Annotated in this window: 17 protein-coding genes; 7 read left to right on the forward strand and 10 right to left on the reverse strand. The window is 68.9% G+C overall.

The annotated features are described in order from the left end of the window. Positions 1–6 precede the first annotated feature (6 nt). Positions 7–1,596, forward strand: coding sequence for a KAP family P-loop NTPase fold protein (locus ACYQ2W_RS05610; RefSeq protein WP_459864079.1), 1,590 nt, complete (start codon positions 7–9; stop codon positions 1,594–1,596). Beyond that, positions 1,593–4,829, forward strand: coding sequence for an NACHT domain-containing protein (locus ACYQ2W_RS05615; protein WP_459864081.1), 3,237 nt, complete (start codon positions 1,593–1,595; stop codon positions 4,827–4,829). Before ACYQ2W_RS05610 ends, ACYQ2W_RS05615 begins: the two co-directional genes overlap by 4 nt. Before the next feature lie 645 nt (positions 4,830–5,474). On the opposite strand, the gene ACYQ2W_RS05620 is transcribed toward ACYQ2W_RS05615, so the two are convergent. Next, positions 5,475–6,158, reverse strand: a complete 684-nt coding sequence (locus ACYQ2W_RS05620; protein WP_459864083.1) for an HPP family protein — start codon at positions 6,156–6,158, stop codon at positions 5,475–5,477. A 127-nt stretch (positions 6,159–6,285) separates the two neighbouring features. Between ACYQ2W_RS05620 and ACYQ2W_RS05625 the strand changes: the two genes are divergently transcribed. Continuing rightward, positions 6,286–7,143: a LysR family transcriptional regulator gene (locus ACYQ2W_RS05625; RefSeq protein ID WP_459864085.1), complete on the forward strand. Its 858-nt coding sequence runs from the start codon at positions 6,286–6,288 to the stop codon at positions 7,141–7,143. A 308-nt stretch (positions 7,144–7,451) separates the two neighbouring features. Here the strand turns inward: ACYQ2W_RS05625 and ACYQ2W_RS05630 are convergent, their stop codons facing one another. Continuing rightward, positions 7,452–9,323, reverse strand: coding sequence for a methyl-accepting chemotaxis protein (locus ACYQ2W_RS05630; RefSeq protein WP_459864087.1), 1,872 nt, complete (start codon positions 9,321–9,323; stop codon positions 7,452–7,454). A gap of 275 nt (positions 9,324–9,598) precedes the next feature. Between ACYQ2W_RS05630 and ACYQ2W_RS05635 the strand changes: the two genes are divergently transcribed. Then, entirely contained in the window at positions 9,599–9,925 is a 327-nt protein-coding gene (locus tag ACYQ2W_RS05635) for a hypothetical protein (protein ID WP_459864089.1), read from the forward strand. A gap of 111 nt (positions 9,926–10,036) precedes the next feature. On the opposite strand, the gene ACYQ2W_RS05640 is transcribed toward ACYQ2W_RS05635, so the two are convergent. Next, positions 10,037–11,059 (reverse strand): ABC transporter substrate-binding protein, encoded by a 1,023-nt coding sequence (locus tag ACYQ2W_RS05640; RefSeq protein ID WP_459864091.1) that lies wholly within the window; start codon positions 11,057–11,059, stop codon positions 10,037–10,039. A gap of 143 nt (positions 11,060–11,202) precedes the next feature. Continuing rightward, entirely contained in the window at positions 11,203–11,370 is a 168-nt protein-coding gene (locus tag ACYQ2W_RS05645) for a hypothetical protein (RefSeq protein ID WP_459864094.1), read from the reverse strand. Between the two features lie 116 nt (positions 11,371–11,486). Between ACYQ2W_RS05645 and ACYQ2W_RS05650 the strand changes: the two genes are divergently transcribed. After that, entirely contained in the window at positions 11,487–12,530 is a 1,044-nt protein-coding gene (locus tag ACYQ2W_RS05650) for a GGDEF domain-containing protein (protein ID WP_459864096.1), read from the forward strand. 302 nt (positions 12,531–12,832) lie between these two features. Here the strand turns inward: ACYQ2W_RS05650 and ACYQ2W_RS05655 are convergent, their stop codons facing one another. The 4 genes from ACYQ2W_RS05655 to ACYQ2W_RS05670 all read right to left on the reverse strand — a co-directional run bounded on the left by ACYQ2W_RS05655 (position 12,833) and on the right by ACYQ2W_RS05670 (position 17,200). Then, on the reverse strand, positions 12,833–14,266 hold the full coding sequence (locus ACYQ2W_RS05655; RefSeq protein WP_459864098.1) for a glutamate-cysteine ligase family protein: 1,434 nt from the start codon (positions 14,264–14,266) through the stop codon (positions 12,833–12,835). Between the two features lie 343 nt (positions 14,267–14,609). Then, entirely contained in the window at positions 14,610–15,278 is a 669-nt protein-coding gene (gene murU, locus ACYQ2W_RS05660) for an N-acetylmuramate alpha-1-phosphate uridylyltransferase MurU (RefSeq protein ID WP_459864100.1), read from the reverse strand. A gap of 58 nt (positions 15,279–15,336) precedes the next feature. Beyond that, complete coding sequence (locus tag ACYQ2W_RS05665; protein ID WP_459864102.1) at positions 15,337–16,089, reverse strand: hypothetical protein; 753 nt, start codon at positions 16,087–16,089, stop codon at positions 15,337–15,339. Then, entirely contained in the window at positions 16,067–17,200 is a 1,134-nt protein-coding gene (locus ACYQ2W_RS05670) for an AAA family ATPase (RefSeq protein ID WP_459864104.1), read from the reverse strand. The genes ACYQ2W_RS05665 and ACYQ2W_RS05670 overlap by 23 nt, the downstream gene beginning before the upstream one ends. A gap of 160 nt (positions 17,201–17,360) precedes the next feature. Here ACYQ2W_RS05670 and ACYQ2W_RS05675 point away from each other — a divergent pair, with 160 nt between their 5' ends. Together ACYQ2W_RS05675 and ACYQ2W_RS05680 are read left to right on the forward strand one after the other, a co-directional pair. After that, entirely contained in the window at positions 17,361–17,906 is a 546-nt protein-coding gene (locus ACYQ2W_RS05675) for a cob(I)yrinic acid a,c-diamide adenosyltransferase (RefSeq protein WP_459864106.1), read from the forward strand. Positions 17,907–18,084: 178 nt separating this feature from the next. Continuing rightward, a complete protein-coding gene (locus tag ACYQ2W_RS05680; protein ID WP_459864108.1) occupies positions 18,085–21,288 on the forward strand; it encodes an efflux RND transporter permease subunit in 3,204 nt (1,067 codons plus the stop codon). A gap of 322 nt (positions 21,289–21,610) precedes the next feature. On the opposite strand, the gene ACYQ2W_RS05685 is transcribed toward ACYQ2W_RS05680, so the two are convergent. Then, positions 21,611–22,468, reverse strand: a complete 858-nt coding sequence (locus tag ACYQ2W_RS05685; protein ID WP_459864110.1) for a hypothetical protein — start codon at positions 22,466–22,468, stop codon at positions 21,611–21,613. 195 nt (positions 22,469–22,663) lie between these two features. After that, positions 22,664–24,694: a penicillin-binding protein 1C gene (gene pbpC / locus ACYQ2W_RS05690; RefSeq protein ID WP_459864112.1), complete on the reverse strand. Its 2,031-nt coding sequence runs from the start codon at positions 24,692–24,694 to the stop codon at positions 22,664–22,666. Positions 24,695–24,841 lie beyond the last annotated feature (147 nt).

Below are 24,841 nucleotides of genomic sequence, written 5' to 3' on the forward strand. Positions count from 1 at the left end.
CGCGCCATGACCCGGGAAGAGCCCCGCTACCTCAACGACCACTGGACCCTGGAGGACGAGCTCGGCATCGCCGGGGTGGGCGACCACGTCGCGCGCATCGCCCTGGAGGCGCCGCCGCCCTTCGTCATCGGCGTTACCGGCAAGTGGGGCGCCGGCAAGACCAGCATCCTGCGCCGCGCCTTCGCCACCCTCGGCGGCGAACCGATCAAGCAGGCGGTGCCGCTGGGGGAGAACCGCAGCGAGGCCGGCGCGGCGGAGTGGTGCCAATGGCGCTACGACCGCAGCGACAGGCGGCCCGCCCTGTGGAGCGATCAGCGGTGGCTGACCGAGGCCGCCGACCACAGCTTCTTCGTCTGGTACTCCCCGTGGCAGCACCAGCAGGCGGAGAATCCGCTGATCCCGCTGGTGCAGGAGATCAAGGGGCAGTTCAACGACTGGGTGCGCCTCAAGGAGGGCGCGCCGCGGGTCACGCGCGGCTTGGCGATGGGCGCGGTCCACCTGCTGGAACGGGTCGCCGACGGGGTGATCTCCCTCAAGGTCGGGCGACCCGCGAAGCTGGTTCAGGGCACGTTCCAATCGGTCATCAACGGCTATCGCGAGGCCGCCGCCGACCCGACGGACCTCACCGACGGCCAACGTTTTCATCTGCTCTTCGAAGACGCGGTGGAGGCGCTGTTGCAGGGATTGGTGAAGGAGGACGCCGAGGGCCGGCGCGCGCTACCCGATGGTGCGCGGATGGTGATCTTCATCGACGACCTCGACCGCTGCGAGGGGGAGACGGTGGTCGCCCTGCTCGAAAGCATCAAGCTCTACCTCAACACCCGCCGCTGCGTCTTCGTCTTCGGCATGGACGACGGGGCGGTGCTCGACGCGCTCCGCCTGAAGTGGCCGGAGCGCGGGGAGGACGGCAACCGCGAGTACCTGGAGAAGCTGTTCCAGGCGATCGTGCCGGTGCCCGTCCCGCCGAAAACCCGCTCGGTGGACTACATCGCCCGGGTGCTGCGCTCCCACGGCTTCGGAGAGGCCGAGGCGCGCGCCGCCGAGGTGTTCGAACTGCTGGAGACCAACCCGCGCAAGATCAAGAACTTCCTCAACAGCCTCTGCGCCATGTGGGGGGCCGCCAAGCGCTCGCCGGAGCCGCAGCGGGCGCGGCGCTTCATCCTCTTCCACTACCTGCGGCTCTACCACCGCCCCATCTGGCGCCTGATCGAGCGCCAGCCGGCGCTGGTCGGGCTGCTGCTGGCCACCCTGGAGGACCGCCCGCCGAGCGAGACCGCCACCTTCGTCCCGCCGGGCAGCGACGGCGACGCCCAGCGCATGTTCCGCCAGTTCGTGCTCCACGACTTCATGCACGTGCTCAACTACCGGCCGGTGGCCGAGCAGGACAACTTCGGCACCCACCACCACCACCTCTCCCTGGACAAGGCGGTGGAGGCCTTCATCCAGCGGGTGGACCGCAAGCGCTCGGACGAGCGTTTCATCCAGCAGTACCGGAGTCTGGTCACCCAACAGAACTGGAGCGAGGTGGCCGCATGGCTGGACAATGAGTTCCTGCGTATCCCGGCGGCGAACCATCAAGAGGCAGGTGAGCGATGAGTGTGGACGAGACCGATCCCAATCTGGAGGCGAGCCTGCGGGCCAGCGCCCGCGGCGAGTTCTCCCGCTGGCTCTACCAGCGCTTCCAGCGCCTCGACCTGGCCGATCTGGTGGAAGATGCCGAGCCGCTCCAGTTGCGGCAGATCTTCGTGCCGCTGCGGGCGGGGGAGGAGGACACCGCCGACGAGGACATGGCCGGGCCCGCCGAGGCGGAGAAGGAGCCGGCCCCCGGCGAGCCGGTGTGGGAGCTGATCGCCCGCGAGCCCTTCGTCATCCTCTCCGGGCGCCCCGGTTCGGGGAAGACCACGCTGACCCACGCCATGGTGATGGAACTGTGCGGCGTTCAGGAGAGCGAGTTACGGCGGCTCACCCGGGAGGAGAGCCCCGGACTCCAGCCGATCCCGTTGATCCTGCGCCGGCTCGTTAACCTGCATGAGGTGAAGACCGTTGAGGTGCTGTTGGAGCGCTGGTGGGAGTGGGCCGGCGAGGAGGCGGCGACGGTGCGGGATGCGGGGCATACCGCCCGCGGGTTGCGGCCGGTGCGGTTGGACGTGGAGCGATTGAAGTGCTCCTACCGTTCTTCGGTTGACGGTGGAGACGAGATCCCGCTACTGCTGATCTTTGACGGAGTGGACGAGGTCGGCGGCCCCGAAGTCCGTCGGCACGTCCTTGAATTGGCGAACCAGGCATACGAGGCGGGATATCGGGTCGTGGTGACCGGACGCCCCAGCGGTTTCGAGGATCTGGACCTCGACCGGATGCAGATTTGGGAGGGGCAGAAGAAGTACGAGATCCAGGTGTTCCCCTCTGTCCGCTATCTCCAGCCTTTCCACTGGCCACTGATCGACGACTTCATCCGCAAGTGGTACGACCTGCGCGGCGAGTGGAAGCGCGAGAAGCGGATCGGCGTCGAGACCTTCCAGAACGCGCTGCGCGATCCCGAACGCCCCTATCTGCTGACCCTCGCCCGCCGGCCGATCTTCCTCACCCTGATGGCGTGGGTGAACTGCACCCGCAACAAGATGCCCGAGGGGCGGGCGGCGCTCTACGAGGCGATCGTCGACGCCTACCTCAATCGCCAGGCGCGACGTCGGCGCATCGGCCATCCGAAGGATGGCACCGAGCTGCGGGTGTGGTCGTTGCAGGAGAGCCGCAAGGTGCTGGGCTATCTGGCGTGGCTGAGCCAGGAGCGGTCGGGAGAGGAGGAGGGTGGCAATGACCGCGAGAGGCGCCAGGTGGTGTGGGCGCGGGAGCAACTGCTGGCCGTGCTGCGTGCGGGGATGAAGGGTGGTGAACTGGGGCGGCTCACCGAGATCGGCGAGGCGGATGCCGAGGCGCTGCTCGACCACTACCTCTATCCCGCGGGGCTGTTGGTGGAGCCCGCCGAAGGGCAGATCCAGTTCGCCCACCTCAGTTTCCAGGAGTACCTCTGCGCCGATTATCTCCAGGGCCGGGCCACCGAACGGACCCGTGACCTCTTTCGCTACTGGGAAAAGGTGTTGGAGCGGCTGGGCCGTCCCGGTTGGGACGAGGTGGCACTGCTCCTCCTCGCCGCCCACGCCGAGCGGACCAACCGCAGCGGCCACTTCGAGCTGCTGGAGGTGCTGGACGGCGCCGACCGCTGGCAGGCGCGGCTGTTGGTCAAGGGAGTGATCGGCGGGGAGTTGCCCTTCACCGGGGAGGAGCGGGTGGCGTGGCTGCCGCGGTTGGTGGCCTGTGCCCTGCTCCACCCTCGCGATTCGTTGGGCCGGGAGTTGGCGCGGCGTGCGGAGCTGGGGGGGGAGGGCCTTGATCTGGTCAAGCAGTTGTTGGCCGCGGCCGATGCCGAGGCGCGCTGGGCGGTGCTGGATCAGGCGGCGAGCCGGGCGGGGATGGAGTGGCTGTTCGAGGGTAAGGGGGCGAAGACGCGCTGGATGAATCCCGAGGATGACGAGACCTGGGAGGTCTTTTATAGCGGCGACGAGGCGCGGCTCAACGCCTTGCTCCGTTTGATCAATGACGGACATTGGGGAGTGCGGGACGATCCGTTGAATCCCATCGCGGATGGGGAACTGGAGACGCTGCTGGCTCGGGAGGTGGGGGGGGGCGGTTGGTCGCGGATTCCGTGGCCGAAGGATTCAGGGGCGGAATTGGGTGAGGGGCACTCGTTGCCGGAGGTGACCGGGGCCGGCTTCGAGTTGGATGGCATGCTTCCCGCCGCCGGCCCCCTATGGCAAGCGGCGTTGGCGGCGGTGCCGTTGGATGGCTGGTTGTTGCAGGGTGAGGCGCTGGACAACGAGTATTTTTCTGAGCTCTTTTCCCAGCCGGTGGTCTTGCTCGCCCTCTACCCGACGGAGGTGCCGCCGGTACAGGCCCGCTTGGCCCTGCGCCTCTATCAGGCGATGATCGCCGCCGAAACGCTCGCCGAAGGCGAGCGTTTCGGCGGATTTTCGCGGTCGCTGTCGCGGTCGCTGTCGCTGTCGCTGTCGCGGTCGTGGTCGCGGTCGCTGTCGCGGCCGCTGTCGCGGTTGCTGTCGCTGTCGCGGTCGCTGTCGCTGTCGCGGTCGCTGTCGCGGTCGCGGTCGCTGTCGCGGTCGCTGTCGCTGTCGCTGTCGCGGTCGCTGTCGCGGTCGCGGTCGCGGTCGCGGTCGCGGTCGCGGTCGCTGTCGCTGTCGCTGTCGCGGTCGCTGTCGCGGTCGCTGTCGCGACAGGAGTCCATCGCCGCTGAATTGCGTCAGCGATTGTCCGTCATTGCGGAACGCCTGGGACGCCTGGGACGCCTGGAAAGCCTGGAGTCGTTTCCCCCGTTCACCTCCACCCTTGAACGCTTCGGCTACCGCTTCGCGGCCTTCGATTGGTTCGACGAGCAGGCCTCCGATGCGGAGCTGATGATCCGCCGGGGGATGCGGCCGGGCGAGCCGTTGCCGCGGGCGCTGGGGCTGTTCGACGCGGCGGGGCGTCCGCTGCCGGAGCAGCCCCGCGCCGGTTGGGAGGCGTTGCTGGTCTGGTTGCGGGATGACGATCGGGTGCTCGCCGACACCTTCCCGGAGGGGCTTTCGGCGGAGGAGGAGGCGGACCTGCGCGAGCAGTTGACGATCCTCCATCAGCAGCCGTGGGCGCCGGAGCGGGCGGTGGCGGCGATCCTCGCCGATTGGCCGGCGGGGGCGGAGACGCTGCCCTGCACCCTGGCCCACGCGGAGGCGGAGTTGATGGCGGCGTGCGATCGGTTCCTGGCGGAGACGGAGGGGGAGTAGGTCGTCGCTACTGCGGCGACGTAAACGGGGGCACCGTTGGTCGGGTTGGCGCCGAAGCGTGCCGAACGGGAGGTGGCGGTCGGCAAGGTCATCGTGGCTTCAATCCCGCTGCTTCCGTTTGCGTCGCCGCAGTAGCGGCGACGGGGCGCCTACCTTCCCCTCCTTGTTGCGCGGCGTGGAGCGCCGAGGGCGGTTGATGTAGGAGCGGCCCCTTAGGCCGCGATCGGGCGGAGTGCCGCGCCGTGACGAGGCTCGCGGAGGTAGGCGGAACGGGGGGCCGCCCTCGGCATCCTGCTCGCGCCAAACGCCTATGTCCCGCTCGGCCATCGCGTCCTGGGAGCCGCTCCTACAGGAGGGGTCGAGGGGCGATCAGAACGAAGGCGGAAGAGTCGGGGCCGCGATGGCCTTGCCGATGGCGACCTCCCGTTCGGATCGGTTCGGCGGCGAATCGGGCAAGGGTGCCTCCGTTCGCGTCGCCGAAGCATCGGCGACGGTGGGGAATGGGGGCGCGGTTGGTGGGGGGCGAGTCGTGCCGGATGGTCGGGTGCCGTCGGTGGGGGGTGTGGTGGCGTCGGCTCCGCTGCCTTCGTTCCATCGCGGCCTGGGGGCCGCTCCTACGGGGTGGGGCGCTGCGCTTTCGGTGGTTCATGTCGCTCCCTCTCCATTCCCCTCCGGTTGTTCGTGGTGGCGCATCGCGAGGCGGTAGATCCTCACCAGCTCCTCCTCCTCGACGTCGAGAAAGTCGGGGATCCGTGAGATCGCGTAGACCAGGTCGCTGTGGTTGATCACGCACTTCTCCGCCGGCGCGGCGGCAACCGGCTCGGGCGGCGGGCGGAGCAGGCGGTTGAAGATCACCGCGCAGGCGAACAGGGCGAGGGCGTTGAGGGCGATCGGGTAGAGCACGTAGCTCCACCCCATGGCCGCCCCGGCCGGTGCGCCGAGCACCGCGAACAGCGCGGTGGCGCCGCCCGGCGGGTGGAGGCAGTGCAGGTAGTGCATGGCGAGGATCGCCAGCCCCACCGCCAGGGCGCCCCCCGCGGTCGGCGGCAGGCCGGCGTGGCTGCAGGCGACGCCGATCAGCGCCGAGACCAGGTGGCCGCCGAGCAGCGACCACGGGGTGGCGAAGCGGGTGTGCGGGGCGGCGAACAGCAGCACCGCCGAGGCGCCCATGGAGGCGACGATGGGCAGGCTCTCCGCCTGCGCGCCGATCGCCGCGGTGACTGCGATGCCGGTCACTCCGCCGAGTGCCGCCAGCCACTTCTCGCGGTGTTCGTCGAGCCGGTGGTGCCACGGCGCGGGGCGGTCGGTGCCGGGTAGGGTCTGTTCCATGAATCCTCCATCGGGACGCTGGCGGGAGTCGGGTAGGGCGTCCTACGGTAATTGCTGTTCATCCATCTGAAAATCGAAAATAATCGTTGTTTGATATCGACGTTTTCGATGAATGAGGGGGGTAGAGATGGATACGGAGTTGGCGCGGACCTTCCTCGCGGTGGTGGCCGCCGGCCACTTCAGCGGCGCGGCGGAGCAGTTGCACCTCACCCAGTCGACGGTGAGCGCGCGGATCAATGTCCTGGAGCGGCGGCTGGGGGCGCGGCTCTTCGTGCGCAACAAGCAGGGGGCGCAGCCCACCGCGGCCGGCCGGCGCTTCCTGCGCTACGCCCAGTCGCTGGTGCGCACGGTGGAGCTGGCGGTGCAGGACGTGGGGCTGCCGGAGGGGTTCAGTGGCGGGCTCACGCTGAGCGGGCGGATCGCCCTGTGGGAGGGGTTCCTGCCGTCGTGGGTCGACTGGATGCGGCGGGAGCGGCCGGAGATCTCGTTGCGCCTGGAGATCGGCTTCGAGGCGGACATCATGCAGGGGCTGGTCCACAACACGGTCGATATCGGCGTCCTCTACACCCCCGAGTCGCGTCCGGGGTTCGGGGTGGAGCGGTTGTTCGAGGAGCAACTGGTGCGGGTGGCGACCGAGACGGGGCGGCGCTGGCCCGATCCCGACTATATCCACGTCAACTGGGGGCCGGAGTTCTTCAGCCAGTTCGGTACCTGGTTTCCGGACCACCCGCCGCCGGCGTTGAGCGCCAACATCGGCTGGTTGGCGGTGCAGCAGCTCTTGCGCCGGCCGGGCAGCGCCTATCTGCCGGTGCGCCTGGCGGCGCCGTTGATCGAGAGCGGGCGGCTCCACCGGTGTGCGGAGTCGCCGTCGTTCCGTATTCCGGTGCACGTGGTCTATCCGCAGAACCGGCGCGACGAGGCTTTCCTGGCGGCGTTGGCGGGGCTGCGGCGGTTGGGGGCGGCGGTCACGGAGGGGGCGGGGTGAGTTGGCGGGGGGCACTTCGTCGAAGCGGGTGCGCCTCGTGCCTCGGCACACCCTACGCCGTCGTTCAATCCGTAGGTCGCGGCTACCGCCGCGACGTGAACGGAGGCAGCGGGGTTTGGAGGCGGGGGGCGTAACCGAGTACCCCGTGCCCTCGGATGAATCGGTGCGAGATTTGTCATAGGTGCCCTCGTTTGCGTCGCGGCGGTAGCCGCGACCTACGGGGCCTCATGCGCTGATGGTTGTTCCGTGGGTTGTGGTCACCGCCACAACCCACGACCCCAATGATCAACGGGCGATAGCCCGTTGATTTAGACCTTGAACTGGGTGACCAGCCCGTTCAGTCCGGTGGCGAGGTGGGCCAGCTGATCGCCGGCCCGGGCGGTCTGGTTGGCGCCCTGGGCGGTCTCCTCGCCGGCGTCGCGAATGTGGCTCAGATTGCGGCCGATCTCGCCCACCGCCTGGCGCTGCTGGTCGGTGGCATCCGCGATCTGGCGGGTCATCTCCGTGATCCGCTCCACCGCTGCGGCGATCCCCTCCAGCGAGGTGCCCGCCTCGCGGATCTCGCCGACCCCGCCCTCCACCCGCTGGCGGCTCGCCTCCATCACCTCCACCGCCTCTTCCACCCCGTGGCGCACCCGCTCGATCATCGCCTGGATCTCCTCGGTGGACTCCTGGGTGCGCGAGGCGAGCGTGCGCACCTCGTCGGCGACCACCGCGAAGCCGCGTCCCTGGTCGCCGGCGCGCGCCGCCTCGATGGCGGCGTTGAGCGCCAGCAGGTTGGTCTGTTCGGCGATGCCGCCGATCACGTCGAGTACCGCGCCGATGTTGCCGCTCTCTTCGGCCAGGTGGCGGGTCACCGCGGAGGCGCGTCCCACCTCGGTGGCCAACGCGTTGACCGTGGTCACTGCCCGCTCCGCCACTTGGCGCCCCTCGCCGGCCTGACTGCGCGCGCGGCCGGCCTCCTCGGCGGCGCCGGCGGCGTGCTCGGTCATCGTCTGGAGGGTGGCGGAGATCTGCTCCACCGCGGCGGCCACCCGGGCGATCTCGTCGCGCTGGTGGACGATGTGGCGGCTCGACTGGCCGGCGACGGTGGAGCTCTCCTCGGCCACTGCCGCCAGTTGGCCGGCGGCGTCGGCGATCCGCCGCACCAGTTCGCGGATCTTGGCGACGAAGGTGTTGAAGGCGCCGCCGAGGGTGGCCATCTCGTCGCCGGAGTCGGTCCCCAGTTGGGCGGTGAGGTCCCCGTCGCCCTCGGCGATGTCGCGCATGTAGCCGACCGCCCGCTCGATCGGCTGGAGGATGGTGCGGGCGACCGCAGCCACCAGCAGCAGGATCGCCACGATGGCCGCCAGCGCCGCCACTGCCACCACGGTGAAGAGGTGTTCCTCGCGCTGCTTCAGGGCCTCCTGAAGCCGCTCGTCGAGGCTCTCCAGCCGCGTTTCGGCCTGATGGACGGCGCTGCGCAGCTCGCCCATCAGGCCCTCCTCGGGGGTCAGGCCGACCCGCTCGAAGCCGGCCACCATGGTGCGGAAGTCGTCGCGGTAGCGGGCCATGTTGCGGCGGATCTGCTCCTTTTGCGACTCGGTCAGCACGGTGCCCTCCAGCGAGCTGCCGAAGATGGCGAAGTTCTTCTCGAACTTCTCCAGGTATTTCAGGTCGAGACGGGCGAGGAAGTCCTTCTCGTTGCGTCGCAGCATCAGCATGTCGCGCATCAGGCGGTTGTCGTCCACCGCCTTGAGGATCCCCTCGGCGTTGTGCACCGCCTCGCGCAGGGCGCCGAGCAGCCCGCTCTTTTCGTCGAGGCCGACCTCCTCGACGGTGGCGGCGAGGGCGGCAAAGCGCTGGCGGTACTGGGTGGTGGCGTCGCGCACCTCGTCGATGCCGGTGGTGGGCACCCCGGAGCGGCCGAGCATTCCGGTCAACCGGTCGAGGTCCCCGAGCAGCGTCTGCACCTGCTCGTCGAAACGATCGCGGTAGGCGAGTTCGCGGCGGGCGAGGAAATCCTTTTCGTGGCGCCGCAGCATCAGCAGGTCGCGGGAGACGTCACTGTTGAGCAGGCGCGCCTGGTGGAGGCTGCCGGTGTTCTCCACCGCATAAAAGAGCAGTGCGGTCATGCCGAGCATGGCGAGGGTGGCGACCGCGGCGAGGGCGGTCAGCTTCTGTTTGATCGTGAGGTTCATGGTGAGGAGGGGGCCTTATTCGAGTGTCGTCATTTTTTCCGGGAGCGGGACGTCGCACACTGCACCGTGGGGAGGGGGGAGCGAGATGATCGGGTAAGGGCACGCTGCCGTGCACCAATTCGTGAGACGCGCGTCGGATTCTATGCACCATGATGATTCAGTGTAAACCCGTAGCGTTAGATGAAATCTCGACGGATGTCGGAAAAATCGCCACACCATCCCGTATCAACCGGTGCGGGGTGGCGGTGATCGGTTTTGGTATAGTGGCGCCCGCCATGGCAGCAAAGAAACGCGGAATCCGGCTGAAGACCCTCCAATCGGGCGATGAGGGGCTGAAGGAGCTCTTCGAGAGCGCCTCGGAGCGGCTCGTCGGCAAGGGGGTGCCGGATCTGGAGGGCAAGGTGGCCGAGGCGATGCGCCAGATCACCGGCGACGCCGCGGTCGCCGAGGCCACGCCCGCCCCCCGCCGCAAGCACTCCAAGGCGGCGCTACGTGCCCTGCGCGAGGCGCTGGAGGCGACCCTGATGCTGCTCGACGCCGATCTTCCCGCCCGTGACGCCGACGACCAGCCGCGTCTTCCCTTTTCCACGCCGGATGAGTGACGTCTGACCCTTCCGGACGCGGGACTTCGCGTCGCAATCTCCTCTCCCCTCTCCCCACTCCGACGACGACGCGGCGTTCGCACTCCGCCGGATCGGCCCGGGGGGGGGCGATCACCGCCTCACCGGCTTCTCCGCCTGCCGATTCAGCCGCACCCGCGCCGGGTCCACCGCCCCCAGCGACTGCCGGTGGAGCAGGGCGCGAAAATCGGGGATCCCACGGGCCTCGGTCAGCGCATTGTCCAGCGCCCAGCGGGCCTCGCGCTCGAGCAGCGAGAGCAGTGACTGGTCGAGGGTGACGCGCAGTTCCAGGGTGGGCCAGATCGCCTCGATCCGCTCGCGATCGACGCCGAGATAGGCGGCGGTGATGGCAGCCGCTGCCGCGGGGTTGCGCGCGGCAAAGCGCTCGGCGTGGACCAGGGCGCGCAGCAGCCGCGGCAGCCGGCGGGGATGATCGCGGGTGAAGGCGGCGGTGGTCACCAGCACCTCCGATTGACGATAGAGGCCCGGCTCGTCGAACACCTGCGCCCGCTCGCCGAGCAGTTCGCGGGCGGTGGTGACGTAGGGCTCGCGCAGGGAGAAGGCGTCGATCTCGCCGGCCGCCAGCGCCGGGGTGAGGTCCTCGATGCGCAGGTAGCGCAGCTTCACCGCCTGCGCATCGAGACCGTGGCGCTGCAGAAAACGGTCGAGGAAGAAGTGGACGGCGCTTCCCCGCTGGGTGCCGATCCGCTTGCCGCGCAGATCCTCGGGCCGTTCGATGCCGAGGTCACGGCGGGCCACCACGCGGTTGACGTCATCGGTGCTGGAGAGGGTGCCGACCGCCACCAGCGGTCGCCCGTCGAGGGCGGCGATGACGAAGGGAATGTCGGCCACGCCGGCCACGTCCACCTCGTCTCCCAGCAGCCCGTCGTGGAGGGTACGTTTGCCGCTGGGGAACGAGACCACCTCGACGGCGACCCCCTCCTGAGCGAAAAAGCCGCGTTCGACGGCGATCATCGCCAGCGCGCTGGAGGGTTGCAGCGACAGGCCGAGTCGCAACGGTTCGGTGGGTGCATCGTGCGGGGTGCAGGCGACGACGCCCAGCGCAAGGAGCGCCGCGGCGAGCCACCTTCCAAGCCGGGGAAGAAGACGTGGCATCGGGTAGAGGTCTCGTTGGAGTTGTAGGGGGCCCTCGCCACAAAGATTAGCTGTTGTCCCGGCCCATGTCCCCAGCGACGAAGCGGCGATCCGGGGACCGCCGCTTCGTCGTTGGGATGGAGGCGCAGGGACGGGACCGCCGATCAGTAGTCGCCGCCCTCGCCGGCCGCCGCCAGCCGGCGGATCAGCTCCTTGTCGTCGATCGCCAGGGCGCCGGGGAGGAACGCGCACTGCTTGCGCAGCCGCTCCACCCGCTCTTCGCTCAGCCGTTCCGGGAGTGTCGTTTTCTCTTCGTTGTAGCGCTTGGGCATGACGGCGTCCTCTTATCGTTTCCGTACCCTGTAGCGGCCCGGCGGCGGGAGGCTTGACCCTGCTATGCTTGGGCTGGGCGGAAAACAATGATTGAGACGGCGTGGGGGAAGGGGCGATGGGCGACGTTCACGAGGGGCGGATCCGCGTATCCGAAAGTGAGCTGCGCGGCTTTTCCCGCAGCATCGCGGAGCTGGAGTGGCTGCTGCTGGTACTGGTGCTGTTCTACACCCAGGTGCCGGGGACCGCGGTGGAGGAGCCCGGTCTGGTGGTGGTGGCGATGGTGCTCTACGCCGCCTTCATCCTGCTCTTCCGCTACCTCGCCCCCCGCCTCCTGGCGGGGCATTGGCGCACCGCCCTGGAGAGCTGGGCGATGCTGCTCTTCCTCAGCGTCGCCCTGTGGGCCACCGGCAAGGCGGAGAGTCCGCTGCTCAACGGCTATCTGCTGGTGATCATCGCCAGCGCCCTGACCCTCGGCCGGCGTACCACGCTCCTCCAGGTGGCGCTGGTCAGCGTGCTCTACCTCTTCATGGCCTACGCCGCCCACGGTGAGGCGCTGTTCACCCTCGCCCTGTTCAGCCAGCTGATGGCCCGCTTCGTACCGGTGGTCCTGGTGGCCCATCTCACCACGCTCTTCTCCGCCGACATCCACAGCGGCATGGAGACGCTGCGCGAGCGGGCCGACCACGACGAATTGACCGGCCTGCCCAACCTCCACGCCTTCCAGCAGCGGCTCGCCGCGGAGCGCCGCGCCCCCTGCGCGGTGCTGCTGATCGACGCCGACAACCTGGCGCAGGTGAACGACGAGTGGGGGCTGGAGGCGGGCAATCGGATGATGAAGGTGCTGGCCGGGACGATCGGCGACGGCCTGCGCGAAGGGGACCTGCTGGCCCGTCACGGTGGCAGCACCTTCGTCGCCCTGCTGCCCGGGGTCGGCAGCGATCAGGCGCTGGCCGCGGCCCGGGCGATCCGTGCGCGGGTGGAGGACTCGACCCTCGACCTGGAGGCCGAGGAGGCGCTGACCACGGTGACCATCGGCGTCGCCGCCCATCCGCAGCACGCCGCCACGCCCGAGGCGTTGATCGCGAGTGCCGATGATGCGCTCAATCTGGCCAAGCTGACCGGCCGCAACTCGGTGATGCTCGCCGCCGCGGCGGTGTGAGCGGTTCCGGCAGTCGTATCTCGTAGGAGCGGCCCCTAGGAGCCTGTCGGACTATGGATGAATCGGCCGCGAAAGCGGGAGGGCGGCCCCACTTTTCCGAAAATCCTCGTCAAATAGCTCACTATATCTCCTCGAATTTTCGAAAAATTGGGGCCGCCCTCCCACTCCCGCGACTCAATCCCCCATAGTCCGACAGGCTCCTAGGCCGCGATGGGGCGGAGCGCTGAGGCTTGTGGATGCTTGCGGAGGTTGGCGGAACGGGCGCCTCGCGGCCTAAGGGCCGCTCCTACAGGGCGTCCTTTTCAGACCTCCCACAGATGGACCGGCGCGCCGCTCGCCTGCCGTTCCGCGTAGGCGGCGGTCAGCGCCGCCATGTCGGGGCCGTGGCGGGCGACCCAGGCGCGCTGCCAGGCGGCGCCGTTCTGGCCGCTCTCCAGCCGCCGTTCGATGATCCCCAGGTAGTGGTCGATATCCATCTCGTCGAGCCCCAGCCGGTCCAGCCCGCGGCGGGCCAGCGGCACCAGCTGTTTCGCCAGCAGTCCGCGCACCGATACCCGCTGCCCCTCCAGCCAGGTGATGTGGGCGTCGAGACCGAGACGGGCGGCGCTGTAGAAGTTCTCCCGCGCCTTGGGGAAGGGGAGTTTCAGCTCCGGCGGCACCTCCGCCTCCAGCGCGTCGGCGACCAGACCGAAGAACAGCGCGGCGTTGGCGATCTCATCCATGCAGCTGGGGCCGCCGGGGATCACCCGGTGCTCGATGCGCAGGTGCGGGCCACCCTCGTCGAACCCCACCAGCGGCCGGTTCCAGCGCCAGATGGTGCCGTTGTGCAGGCGCAGGTGGGGCAGCCGTTCGGCGGGTTCGTCGAGGGCCACCGGCAGCAGCAGGGGATAGTGCTCCAGGTTCTCGCGGAAACACTCGGCGAGCGACTCCAGGGCGTAGCCGGAGCCGAAGGTGACCCGGCGCAGCGGCCCGCGGGCCACGTCATCGAAACCGCCCAGCTCCACCGACTGCTCGAACAGCGGGATGCGGGTCTCCTCCCACAGCTCATGACCGAACAGGAAGGGGGCGTTGGCCGAGACCGCCACCATCGGTGCGGAGAGCAGGATCGCCGCGTTGTAGGCGCGCACCGCCTTCGCCGGCGGCACCTGGAGGTGGAGCTGGAAGGAGGTGGTGGCCGATTCCAGCATGACGTTCTCATGCACCGTGGCCAGGTGGTCGTGGCGCCCGGCGATGTCGAGGCGCAGCGGACGGCCGCGGCGCTGGGCGAAGACCTGTTCGTTGAGCGCCCGGTAGCGCCGCAGCGGCGACATGTTGGCGGGGGTGAGGTGGTCCGGGGTGAGGGTCGGCAGGATGCCGGTCATCAGGATCGAGGCATCCAGCGCTTTGGCGCAGTCGCGGCAGCGCATCCAGGTGGCGCGCAGCGCCTGCTCCAGGCGGCGCAGCGCGGTGCCGGCGAGCGGCTGCGGCGGGACGTTGAGCTCGACGTTGAAGCGCGCCAGCTCGGGTACCACCAGCGGGTCGTCGAGTCGCTTCAGGAAGGGTTCGATGATCGGTGCCGGCCGCATCTCGCCGTCTACCAGCCACGCCTCCAGCTCGAAGCCGCCCACCGGCCCGCCGTCGGCGAAGGCCCCCTCGGCGATCCACCGCTCCAGCAGCGCGGTCTCCTCGCGCAGCCGCTCGGTGAACTGCCGGAAGTCCTCCTCATGGAAGCGGCTGCGGTCGATCTCCTGGCCCATGGAGTCACTCCCCGGATTGCAGAATTCAACGCAAAGGCGCCAAGGCGCAAAGGGCGCAAAGAATCTTCCTTGGAATTCCTCCCTTTGCGATCAACTCCTCCTTTTCATTGAGGACGTAGGGTGGATAAGCGATAGCGCATCCACCAGACGCCGACCGGATGAGGCAACCCCTGCCGACGGGCCGCTGCCTCCGTTTTGGTGGATGCGCTATCGCTTATCCACCCTACCGGTTCTAACCCACCCTACGCCTGACGCGATGCGGATATTCAGCGCGATGGCGCGAAGGTTGCGAAGGGGGAATAGGAATTTTCTTTGCGCCCTTCGCGTCTTTGCGCCTTTGCGTTCAAATTTTCCTCTCCATCAGCGCCTGATTGAGGGCCTCCAGGCGCTGGGGAGTGCCGATGTCGAGCCACTGGCCGGAGTAGTGCTCGCCGCTCACCTCGCCCCGCGCCATCGCCGCGCGCAGCAGGGGCGCGAGGGGGAAGGGGCCGGGTTGGCAGCCGGCGAACAGCTCCGGGCGGTAGAGGCCGATACCGGAGAAGGTGAGCTTGGACTCGCCGTCGCTCTTCACCATCCCGTTCTCCAATGCGAAGTCCCCCTTCGGGTTGTGCTCCGGATTGTCGATCAACACCAGGTGGGCGAGCCCCCGCGGCTCGTCCATCCCCCCGAAAGGATAGTCGCACCAGACGTCGCCGTTGACCACCAGAAAGGGGGCATCACCGAGCAGCGGCAGTGCGTTGAAGATCCCGCCGCCGGTCTCCAGCGCCCCCTCGGGCTCCTGCGAATAGGCGACGGCGAGACCGTAGCGGCCACCGTCGCCGAGGTGGTTGCGGATCTGCCCGCCGAGATGGGCCAGGTTGATCACCACCTCGCGGAAGCCGGCGGCGGCGAGCCGCTCCAGGTGGTACTCGATCAGCCGCTTGCCGCCGGCGGGGAGCAGCGGCTTCGGGGTATGGTCGGTCAACGGCCGCATCCGCTCGCCGCGGCCGGCCGCCAGGATCATTGCTTTCACGTTAGGACGGTCTTGGGTTGGTTCAGAAATTCGGTGGCGGGGAGCGTCGGATGAATGTTCAGGTGCCACGATTCACTTTGCTGAAGAGAGGGCAGAGGTGCTCGGCTACTTCGTTGAAATAGTCCACAAGTCCAGTCTCGATGCCTCGTTGACGGAGTGTTTCAAGGGGGATTTCTTCCCAACAGAGCCGTTCGTGCTCCCAACTGGAAGCGGTCAAGATAGCGACGATGCGTTTTGTATCCCGCTCCGCCGATCCCCGTCGGATGTCCCCGTGAAGCCGATGGGCATGGGTTCGAGGATCGAGTCCCGAGGCGGTAATCACCTCCTCCAGACGCCGCTTTTCTTGGGGATCTTTGGGGTCGAAACCATTGAGCACCCACGCTTCGCGTTTTGGATTGGCTACGCCAACCGCTATCGGAAAGCCCAGGCTGGTACCGATGCCGTCCCGCGCGTTGCGGATGTGGCTGGCGCGTTCGGGTTGGTTATCGGCGTCCCGTATCAATAACAGGGCATCGACTTCGTGATCCACCGCGTGTTGCCCGACGATGGCGAAGACCTTGCGCGCCGCCGCCGCATCGGCGCCAGCGCCTTTGCCGTGGACATGGAGACGTCTACCGCCTCGTTTGGCAAGTTCCGGAATTCGAGACCAGCGGGTATAGGTGGTCTCGGGATCGATTCCACACCAGCTTCGCATGGCATCGAGTGTGTAGGAATCGAGCCATTCAGGATAGTGGTCGAGAAGAACCCGGTCAGCGAGTGCGGTGGCGATCCGCTGATCGGCCTCCGCCTCAGCGATTACCAGCCAACGCATGCCGCTCTCCCGCATCCAATACCCACTCCTCTCCTTCGGCGCTGAGGAACTCGCCGGTGCTCAATACCTGGAGTGCGCGCTCCGCTTCCGGGTGGTCCGCCAAGCGGCGAGCCGCGGCGATCCCTTCACTGTCGGCGGCCAGCACCCACACCTCTTCCGGTGCCAGTTCGTCGACGAGGTACGGTGAGTGGCTGGTGGCGACGATCTGGAGTCCCGGAGTCTGCTCCAGAAGGCGTCGCAAGGTGGCGACCAACTCCCGCTGGGCCCTGGGGTGGAGCGCGTGGTCGATATCGTCCAGCAGTACCATTTCCGGATTGGTGGGGCCGGATATCACGGTGAGCAGGCCGATGGTCATCAGGGTCCCCTCGCTGACCGCATGCGCCGGCAATTCGTCACCGGAGTCCATGTCCACCACCAACTCATGGCCGGTGACGGTGCGTTCGTCGTCGAAGGTGGTCTTCCGGTTGCCGATGGCGACGGTGCGCTGCTCGGACATCTCGATGCGGGCGGGGCGCACGCGCAGCCGCTTGACCGAGGGAATCACCGAGCGAACCCCTTCCTCCAGCTGACGAAAACGGTCGGGGTCGTAGGTCATCAGGTAGGCGAGGGTGGAGGCGAGGCCATAGCCATCCACCGCGACCGAAGGGATCTCGTCGTCCGAATAGCAAGGCTGCGCCAGACGCCGTGCATCGGCGCGGTAGTGGATGGTGGAGGGAGTCTGTTCGACGCATTCGTCCCATGGGGGGAGTTCGCCGTCTTCTATGAGGAACGAGGCGAGGGGATGGCGCTCAGCATACCTTTTGGTTTCCCAATGAAAGGCGATTGAGCCGCTGTGAGCCGGATCGGTGGAAATCTCAAATATCCACGGTTTGCCGGAATAGGTTCCTCCAATCGCGACGGTCGAATGACTTTGCCCGGCGCGAGCGGATTTTTTCGGTGCCGTGTTCTCCGATACTTGCCCTTGATTTACGCTTTGACAGGCAAAATGAATCGCTTGCAGGACGCTCGTCTTTCCCGAGCCGTTGGGACCTACGAGCAGCGTCAAGCGCCCGAGTTTGATGCGGGTGTCTCGGTGGTTTTTGAAGTCTTGCAGTTGGATCGAATCGATCATGGCGCTACGTCCTGCCCGGGCGCGTGGAGCTCGATGAGCCGGATAGTATCCCATTTGGCGGCGGCCGAGGCGCACACGGGAACAACCCGACAACCCTTCGTGGTGAAATCGCTCGCCCCCCGGCGGTACACTTCCGGCCTCAACGAAGCGAGGACGGACCATGAGCAACCGGCTGACGAAGATCTACACCCGTAGCGGCGACCGGGGGAGCACCGGCATCGGCGGCGGGGTGCGGGTGGAGAAGGACGATCCGCGGATCGAGGCGATCGGCTCGGTGGACGAGCTGAACAGTAGCGTCGGCCTGGTGCTGGCCGAGGAGCTGTCGGAGGAGAGTCGTTCGATCCTCACCGAGATCCAGCACGACCTGTTCGACGTCGGCGTCGGGGTCTACCGCCCCGAGCCGCTGATCGACGTGGCCAGGCGGGTGGCGTGGCTGGAGGAGACCCTCGACCGGCTCAACGAGGCGCTGGGGCCGCTGGAGGAGTTCATCCTCCCCGGCGGCTGCCGCGCCGCTGCCGCCTGCCACTTGGCGCGCACCGTCTGCCGCCGTGCCGAGCGGCGGGTCGCGGCGTTGAAGAGGGCGGGGCACTCCGACAACGACGCCGGAAAGTACCTCAACCGCCTCTCCGACCTGCTCTTCGTCCTCGCCCGCCACCTCAACCGCGAGGCCGGTACCCCCGACGTGCTGTGGCGCCCGGCGCGGTAGTCCTTTTGGACATGGGCGATGAACGCGGAGGACGCAAAGACGCAGAGAGCGCAGAGATGAAGAGTTGTGTCTGGGAGGGCTACCAGCCGCTTGGTTGTGACTCACACGTATTATCTTTTCTTCTCCGCGTTCTCTGCGTCTCTGCGTCCTCCGCGTTCCCTTCCAGAGTCTCAACCCCATGCACCTGATCCGCTTCTCCATCGACAACCCGCTGGTCACCAACCTGATGCTGGCGGTGATCGTCATCGCCGGCGTGCTCTCCTGGTACGCCATGCCCCAGGAGATGTTCCCGGTGGTGGAACTGGACAAGGTGCGCATCACCACCCTCTTCGAGGGTGCATCCCCCGAGGAGGTGGAGCGCCAGGTGACCGCCCCCATCGAGGAGGAGCTGGAGGGGATGGCGGACATCGACGAGATCCTCTCGACCAGCGCCGAGGGGCTCTCCACCATCAACATCAACCTGAAGTCGGGCGCCGACGTCGACGACTTCCTGCGCGACGCGCGCAACGCGGTCAACCGCATCCTCACCCTCCCCGACGAGGCGGAGGAGCCGGAGCTGACCCGGTTGAAGACCCGCTTCCCGGTGATCAGCATGGCGCTCTACGGCGAGGTGGGGCGCGGCTATCTGCTGGAGACCGCCGACCGGGTGAAGAGCCGCATCCAGGAGCTGCCGGGGGTGGCCAGCGTCGGGGTGGCCGGCGATCGCGAGTGGGAGCTGTGGGTGGTGGTCGACCCGGAGCGGCTGGCCGCCCGCGGGGTGACGCTGGCCGAGGTCACCGCGGCGCTGCGCGCCAACCTGCGCGACCTGCCCGGCGGTTCGCTGCAGTCGGGCGAGGGGGACATCCTGCTGCGCGGCATGGGGGCGGCGCCCGACGCCCGGGCGGTGGAGGCGGTGGTGGTGCGCGCCAATGCGGCCGGCGGCCGGCTCACCCTGGGCGAGGTGGCGCGGGTCGAGCTGCGCCTGGAGGAGGCGAAGACCCTCGGCCGCTTCGCCGGCCGGCCGTCGGTCAACCTCACCGTCAACAAGACCGTCGAGGCCTCGGCCATCGTGGTGGCCCGGGAGATGCGCGAGCTGACCGCGAAGCTGCGCCAGGAACTGCCGGCGGGGGTCGGCGTGGGGCTGTTCAGCGACCTCTCGGTCTACATCGAGAACCGCCTCAATACGGTGAAGTCCTCGGCGGTGGTCGGGCTGGTGCTGGTGCTCGCCTCGCTCTACCTGTTCCTCAACCTGCGGGTGGCGCTGATCACCGCCATGGGCATCCCGGTCTCCTTCCTGGTGGCGGTGATCGCGCTGAACTACCTCGGCTACTCGGTCAACATGGTCTCGCTGTTCGCCTTCCTGATCGCCCTCGGTCTGGTGGTGGATGATGCGATCATCGTCACCGAGAACGTCTACCGCCACGTCGAGCAGGGGATGGAGCCGCACGTCGCGGCGGATGTTGGCGCCCGCGAGGTGTTCTGGCCGGTGGTCGCCTCCACCGCCACCACGGTGGCCGCCTTCCTGCCGATGTTCGCCATCGGCGGCACCATGGGCACCTTCATCGCGGTGATCCCGGTGGTGGTCACCGCGGCGCTGCTCGGCTCGCTGTGGGAGGGGTTCACCGTGCTCCCCTCCCACGCCGCCGAGATGCTGCGGGTCAAGCCGGTGGTGACCCGTGAGGATGGGGGGCGGGAGCGGCGGGTCGACTGGGGGGCGATGCTGAGCCGCTATGCCGCGCTGATCCGCTGGTCGGCGTGCCACCGCTATCTGGTGGCCGCCCTGGTGGTGGGCGGCCTGATCCTGTCGCTCACCTACGCCGCCACCCGCGTGCCCTTCTACCTCTTCGGCAAAGTGGACGTGGGCCAGTTCTTCGTCAACGTCGAGGCGCCCAACACCTACCGGCTGGAGGACTCCACCCGGCTGGCGGCGCGGATGGAGGGCGCGATCCGCGACGCGCTGCGCGAGGGGGAGCTGAAGAGCCTGCTGGCCAACGTCGGCGTCACCTTCATCGACTTCAACCGCATCGAGATGGTCTCCAACCGGGTGCAGCTGATGGTCGACCTCGAGAAGCGCCGCCCGGAGGGGTTCATCGAGAACTGGGTCACCCCGCTGGTGAGCCTCAACTTCTCCCGCGAGGGGAGTCGCGGGCGCGACACCCGCACCATCATCAACGCCATCCGCGAGCGCCTGCAGGCGATCCCCGGCATCGAGCGGCTCTCCATCCTGCGCCCCCAGGGCGGTCCCGCCGGGGCGGACATCGAGGTCGGCGTGCAGGGGCCGGAGCTGGACGTGTTGAGCGGCGAGGCGGATGCGGTGCGCGATTATCTGGCCCGCCTGCCGGGGGTCTACGACGTGCGCCTCGACCTGGAACCGGGCAAGCTGGAGTACCGCTACGCCCTCAACGAGCGGGGGCGCAACCTGGGGCTGACCCAGCAGCAGCTCTCCGAGGCGGTGCGCACCGGCTTCCTCGGCCTGAAGGCGCTCTACGTCACCCACCACGGCAAGCGCATCCCGGTGCGGGTGATCTACCCCGACCGGCTGCGCCACGACGGCGGCGCGTTGGAACGGCTGCGCATCACCCTCCCCGGCGGCGGCGCGGTGTTCCTCGGCGAGGTGGCCGACATCGAGGTGGGCCGCGCGCTTTCCACCGTCCATCGCCGCGACGGCCGCCGGCTGGCGACGGTCACCGCCGAGGTGGACAACGCGGTGATCACCGCACGCGAGGTGACCGAGCTGGTGCAGCAGCAGTTCGCCGACATCGGCGAGCGCCACGCCGGCTACCGGCTGCTGTTTCTCGGCGAGAAGAAGAAGACCGCCGAATCGGTGGCCGACATGCAGCGGGCGATGGTGCTGGCGCTGGCGGTGATCTTCTTCATCCTCGCCGCGCTGTTCAAGTCGCTGCTCGACCCGCTGGTGGTGATGTTCGCCATCCCCTTCGGTGCCATCGGGGTGATCGCCGGGCACGCGCTGTTCGGCGAGTCGTTGCAGTTCCTCTCGCTGATCGGCTTCCTTGCGCTGGCCGGCATCGTGGTCAACGACTCGCTGATCCTGGTGGATTTCGCGAAAAGGCTGCGCGGCGAGGGGTGGGGGCGGATCGACGCCATCGCCGAGGCGGGCCGGGTGCGCGTGCGTCCCATCCTGCTCACCACCGTCACCACCTTCCTCGGGGTCTCGCCGTTGATCTTCTTCGCCACCGGGCAGACCGCCTTCCTGGCGCCGATGGCGATCAGCCTCGGCGTCGGGCTGCTGTTTGCCACGGTGTTGATCCTGGTGGCGCTGCCCTGCTTCTACCTGATCGCCGACGACCTGCGCCACTGGCTCTGCCCGCGGGCGCGGCGGCTGTTCGGGATTGGCGACGGGGCGCATGATGCCGATGCGCCGTTGTGCCGGCTGGGGGATTGAGGTCCTTTTCGGGAGAAGAAGATTTAACACGAAGGGCACGAAGGAAGAGGCACGAAGGGCACGAAGAGGAATGAGGTTACGGGTGGTGGCATTCGGAAACAACGTGGCGTCATTGCACGCTGTTGCCCTCGTATAGGGCGCCCCGCGGGCGCCGTGCCGAACGGAGATACCTTCCGTTCAGATACGTCGCGGCGCCCACGAGACGTCCTATGACTTTCTTACCTTCGTGTTCTTCGTGCCTCTTCCTTCGTGCCCTTCGTGTTGAAAAACAGCCTGTCCGAGCGGGAGGTGCCTTCGTTCGGCACGGCGCCCGCGGGGCGCCCTATGCGGGGAACGGGTGACGCCACACCGCGCCGAGGGCGCGCACCACCAGCCAGAGGAAGAGCAGCGGCAGCAGCAGGGTCTGCAGCAGGAAGGTGACGATCAGCTCCACCAGCTGCTCGCTCAGCGCATCGGCGGCCTGCCGGTAGCGCTCCAGCTGGCGCTCCACGTCGAGCGTCTCCTTCGCCGCGTGGTAGGCCGCCTGGGCCTGCTCCAGCAGCCCCTGGTCGGCGGCGGGGCGGGTGCGGCGTTCACGCTGTTGCAGGGAGTCGAACTCCTTTTCGATGCGCCCGACCGCCTGGCTGGATTGCTCGTAGCGCGGTTGCAGGAAGGCGTCGTAGAGCCCCTGGTTGGCCAGCGCGGCCAGCGGTGCGGCGAAGCGCAGGATCAGCAGGGTGAAGGTCAGCCGCCAGAGGGCGCGGCGTACCACCGGGGCCGGCGGGCGCCACAGGGCGAGGGCGGCGGCGAGCAGCAGCGCGGCGAGCAGGGCGTTCGCCGCCGGCACCGCGAACAGCTCCAGCAGCACCCGCTGCACCCCCAGCGAGGTGGCGCTGGCGAGCATCAGCCAGGAGAAGCGCTCCACCAGGTCGTTGAGCGGGTCGAGCACCTGCCCCGGGGCGAAGTTGACGCCTACCCCCGCCGGCTGGATCGCCACCTCGGTCCCCTGGGCCACCGAGATCACCGCGTTGAGCCCGCGGGCCACCGCGAAGGTGACCAGCGCCCGCTTCAGTCCCGCCTCGGTATAGCCGCTCCCCGCCCGGTCCAGCACGCCGCTCACCGCGATGGCGATGGCGAGCAGCAGGGCCAGGGTGGCGGCCGGTTTCCAGCCGAGGGGGCGACGGTCGTTCGGGGACATCATGGGCCAATGATGGGCGACCTGCCGTGGACGTTCAATGGGTTCCGTAGGTCGGCGCTACCGCGCCGACGCGAACGGAGGCAGCGGGCTTTCCGCGGCGTGGGCCGTCCCGAGCGGAACGTCCCGTTCGGAACGTGTGGCGGCAACGGCGGCCGCGGGTGCCTCCGTTCGCGTCGGCGCGGTAGCGCCAACCTACGTTCAGTCCAGCCAAACTTCACTGGCCGAGCTGCGGCCGTCGCCGTCCACCACCACGATGCGGTTCAGGCCGCGCCCGCGGGGCTGCCACAGCGCCTCGCGGCGCAGCGGCGAGCTCTCCAGTGGGCGGCCGTTGACCAGCCAGCGCAGCGGGCGCCGGCCGCCGCTCGCCTGGAGGCCGAGGGTCGGGCGCCAAGCCAGCTCGGCGCCGTCGGGGGGGAAGTCGATGTGCGGCGCCGGGGCGTCCACCCACAGGCGCGGCGGCGCGCCGTCCAGCCGTTGCAGCAGCGGCGGCAGCTCGCGGTTGCCGGCGAAGAGCACCTCCGGCGGCGGTTCGGGGAGGCCGTCGCCACTCCCCGGCAGCAGGTCGAAGGCGGCGAACAGCAGCGGCGCGGCGGTGTTGTAGCCGTAGTGGCCGGGATTCGGGCTGCCGTCGGGACGGCCGCTCCAGATGCCCACGGTGTAGTCGCGGTTGTAGCCGATCGCCCAGGCGTCGCGGAAGCCGTAGGAGGTGCCGGTCTTGTAGGCGAGCCCGAGGTGGCGCTCGCTATAGGCGGCGTTGATCTGGTCCGGCGGGCGGGCGGCGCCGTGGAGGATGTCGCTGACGTACCAAGTCGCCGTTTCGCCGAGCAGGCGGCCCTGCGGCCGCGTCGTGCCGGGGGTGAGGCGCAACGGCGCGGCGCGGCCGCCGTCGGCGAGGTCGGCGTAGAGCGCGACCAACTCCTCCAGGCGGGTGCCGGTGCCGCCGAGGGCGATCGCCAGGCCGGGGCGCTCGCCGCCGTCGGCGAGCGGCACGCCGGCCTCGGCCAGCCGGCTCACCAGGCGTTGCGGCCCGAGCCGCTCCAGCACCTCCACCGCGGGAATGTTGAGCGACTGCTGCAAGGCGCTACGCACGCTCACCTCGCCGCGGTAGCGGCCGTCGAAGCTGCCCGGGCGGTAGTCGCCGAAGGCCTGCGGGCGGTCGTCCACCAGGGTCTCCGGGTGGATCAGCCCGGCCTCGAAGGCGAGGCCGTAGATGAACGGTTTGAGAGTGGAGCCGGGGGAGCGCACGGCGCGCACCAGATCCACCTGACCGGCGCGTTCGGCGTCGAAGAAGTCGCTGCCGCCGACGTAGGCGAGGACCTCGCGGCTGTGGTTGTCGACCACCAGGGCGGCGACCCCGGCGCGGGCGGCGAGCTGGCCGCCGCGGCGGCGCAGCAGCCCTTCGAGCTGGGCCTGGAGGGTGGCGTCGACGCTGGCCTGTTCGATGCCCTCGTCGCGCAGGCGGCGCGCCAGGTGGGGGGCGAGGAACGGCATCGGGTGGCGGTGGGCGGGCAGCGGCTCGGCCAGTGCCTCGCGCAGCTCACGGTCGTCGAGCAGCCCCGCGGCGCGGGCGCGGCGCAGCACCTTGTCGCGGGCCTGGCGGGCGGCGTGGGGGAAACGGTCGGGGCGCAGGCGGCTCGGCGCCTGGGGCAGCACCACCAGGAGGGCCGCCCGGGCGGCGGTGAGCCGGTTCGGCGGGTGGCCGAACCAAGCCAGCGATGCCGCCTCGATCCCCTCCAGGTTGCCGCCGTAGGGGGCGAGGGTGAGGTAGGCGGCGAGGATCTGCGGCTTGTCGTAGCGCCATTCCAGTTGCAGGGCGCGGAGCATCTCGCGCAGTTTGTTGGCGAGGGTGCGCGGGCGCGGCTCCAGCAGCCGCGCCGTCTGCATGGTGAGGGTGGAGGCGCCGGAGACCACCTCGCCGTGGGCGAGCCACTGGCCGACGGCGCGCAGCAGGGCGAGGGGATCGACGCCGGGGTGGTGGGGGAAGCGGCGGTCCTCGTAGTTGAGCAGCAGCTCGAGGAAGCGCGGATCGACGCGGCTCGGGTCGGCGGGGAAGCGCCAGTAGCCGTCGTCGCTGGTGAAGACGCGCAGGGTCGCGCCGTGGCGATCGGTGACCCGCTGGGCGGGGTGGTGCAGGCGGGAGAGGTCGGGGGGGAAGGCGCGGTCGAGGGCGAGCGCCGTGATCAGCAGCGCCGGGAGCAGGGTCAGCAGGGCCAGTGATCGGCGTTTCATTCTTGAATAAGGATTCCGGCGATCGGGTAGCGAGGTGCCTTCGTTGGGCGCGGCGGCCGCGGGCCGCCCTATAGGGCGCGCCGCGCGCGCCGTGCGGTGATCGAAGGTTCGTTCTCGAAGGTCCCTGCCATCCTGTTGGCGAGGTGC

It is taken from the genome of Endothiovibrio diazotrophicus (assembly GCF_054657215.1).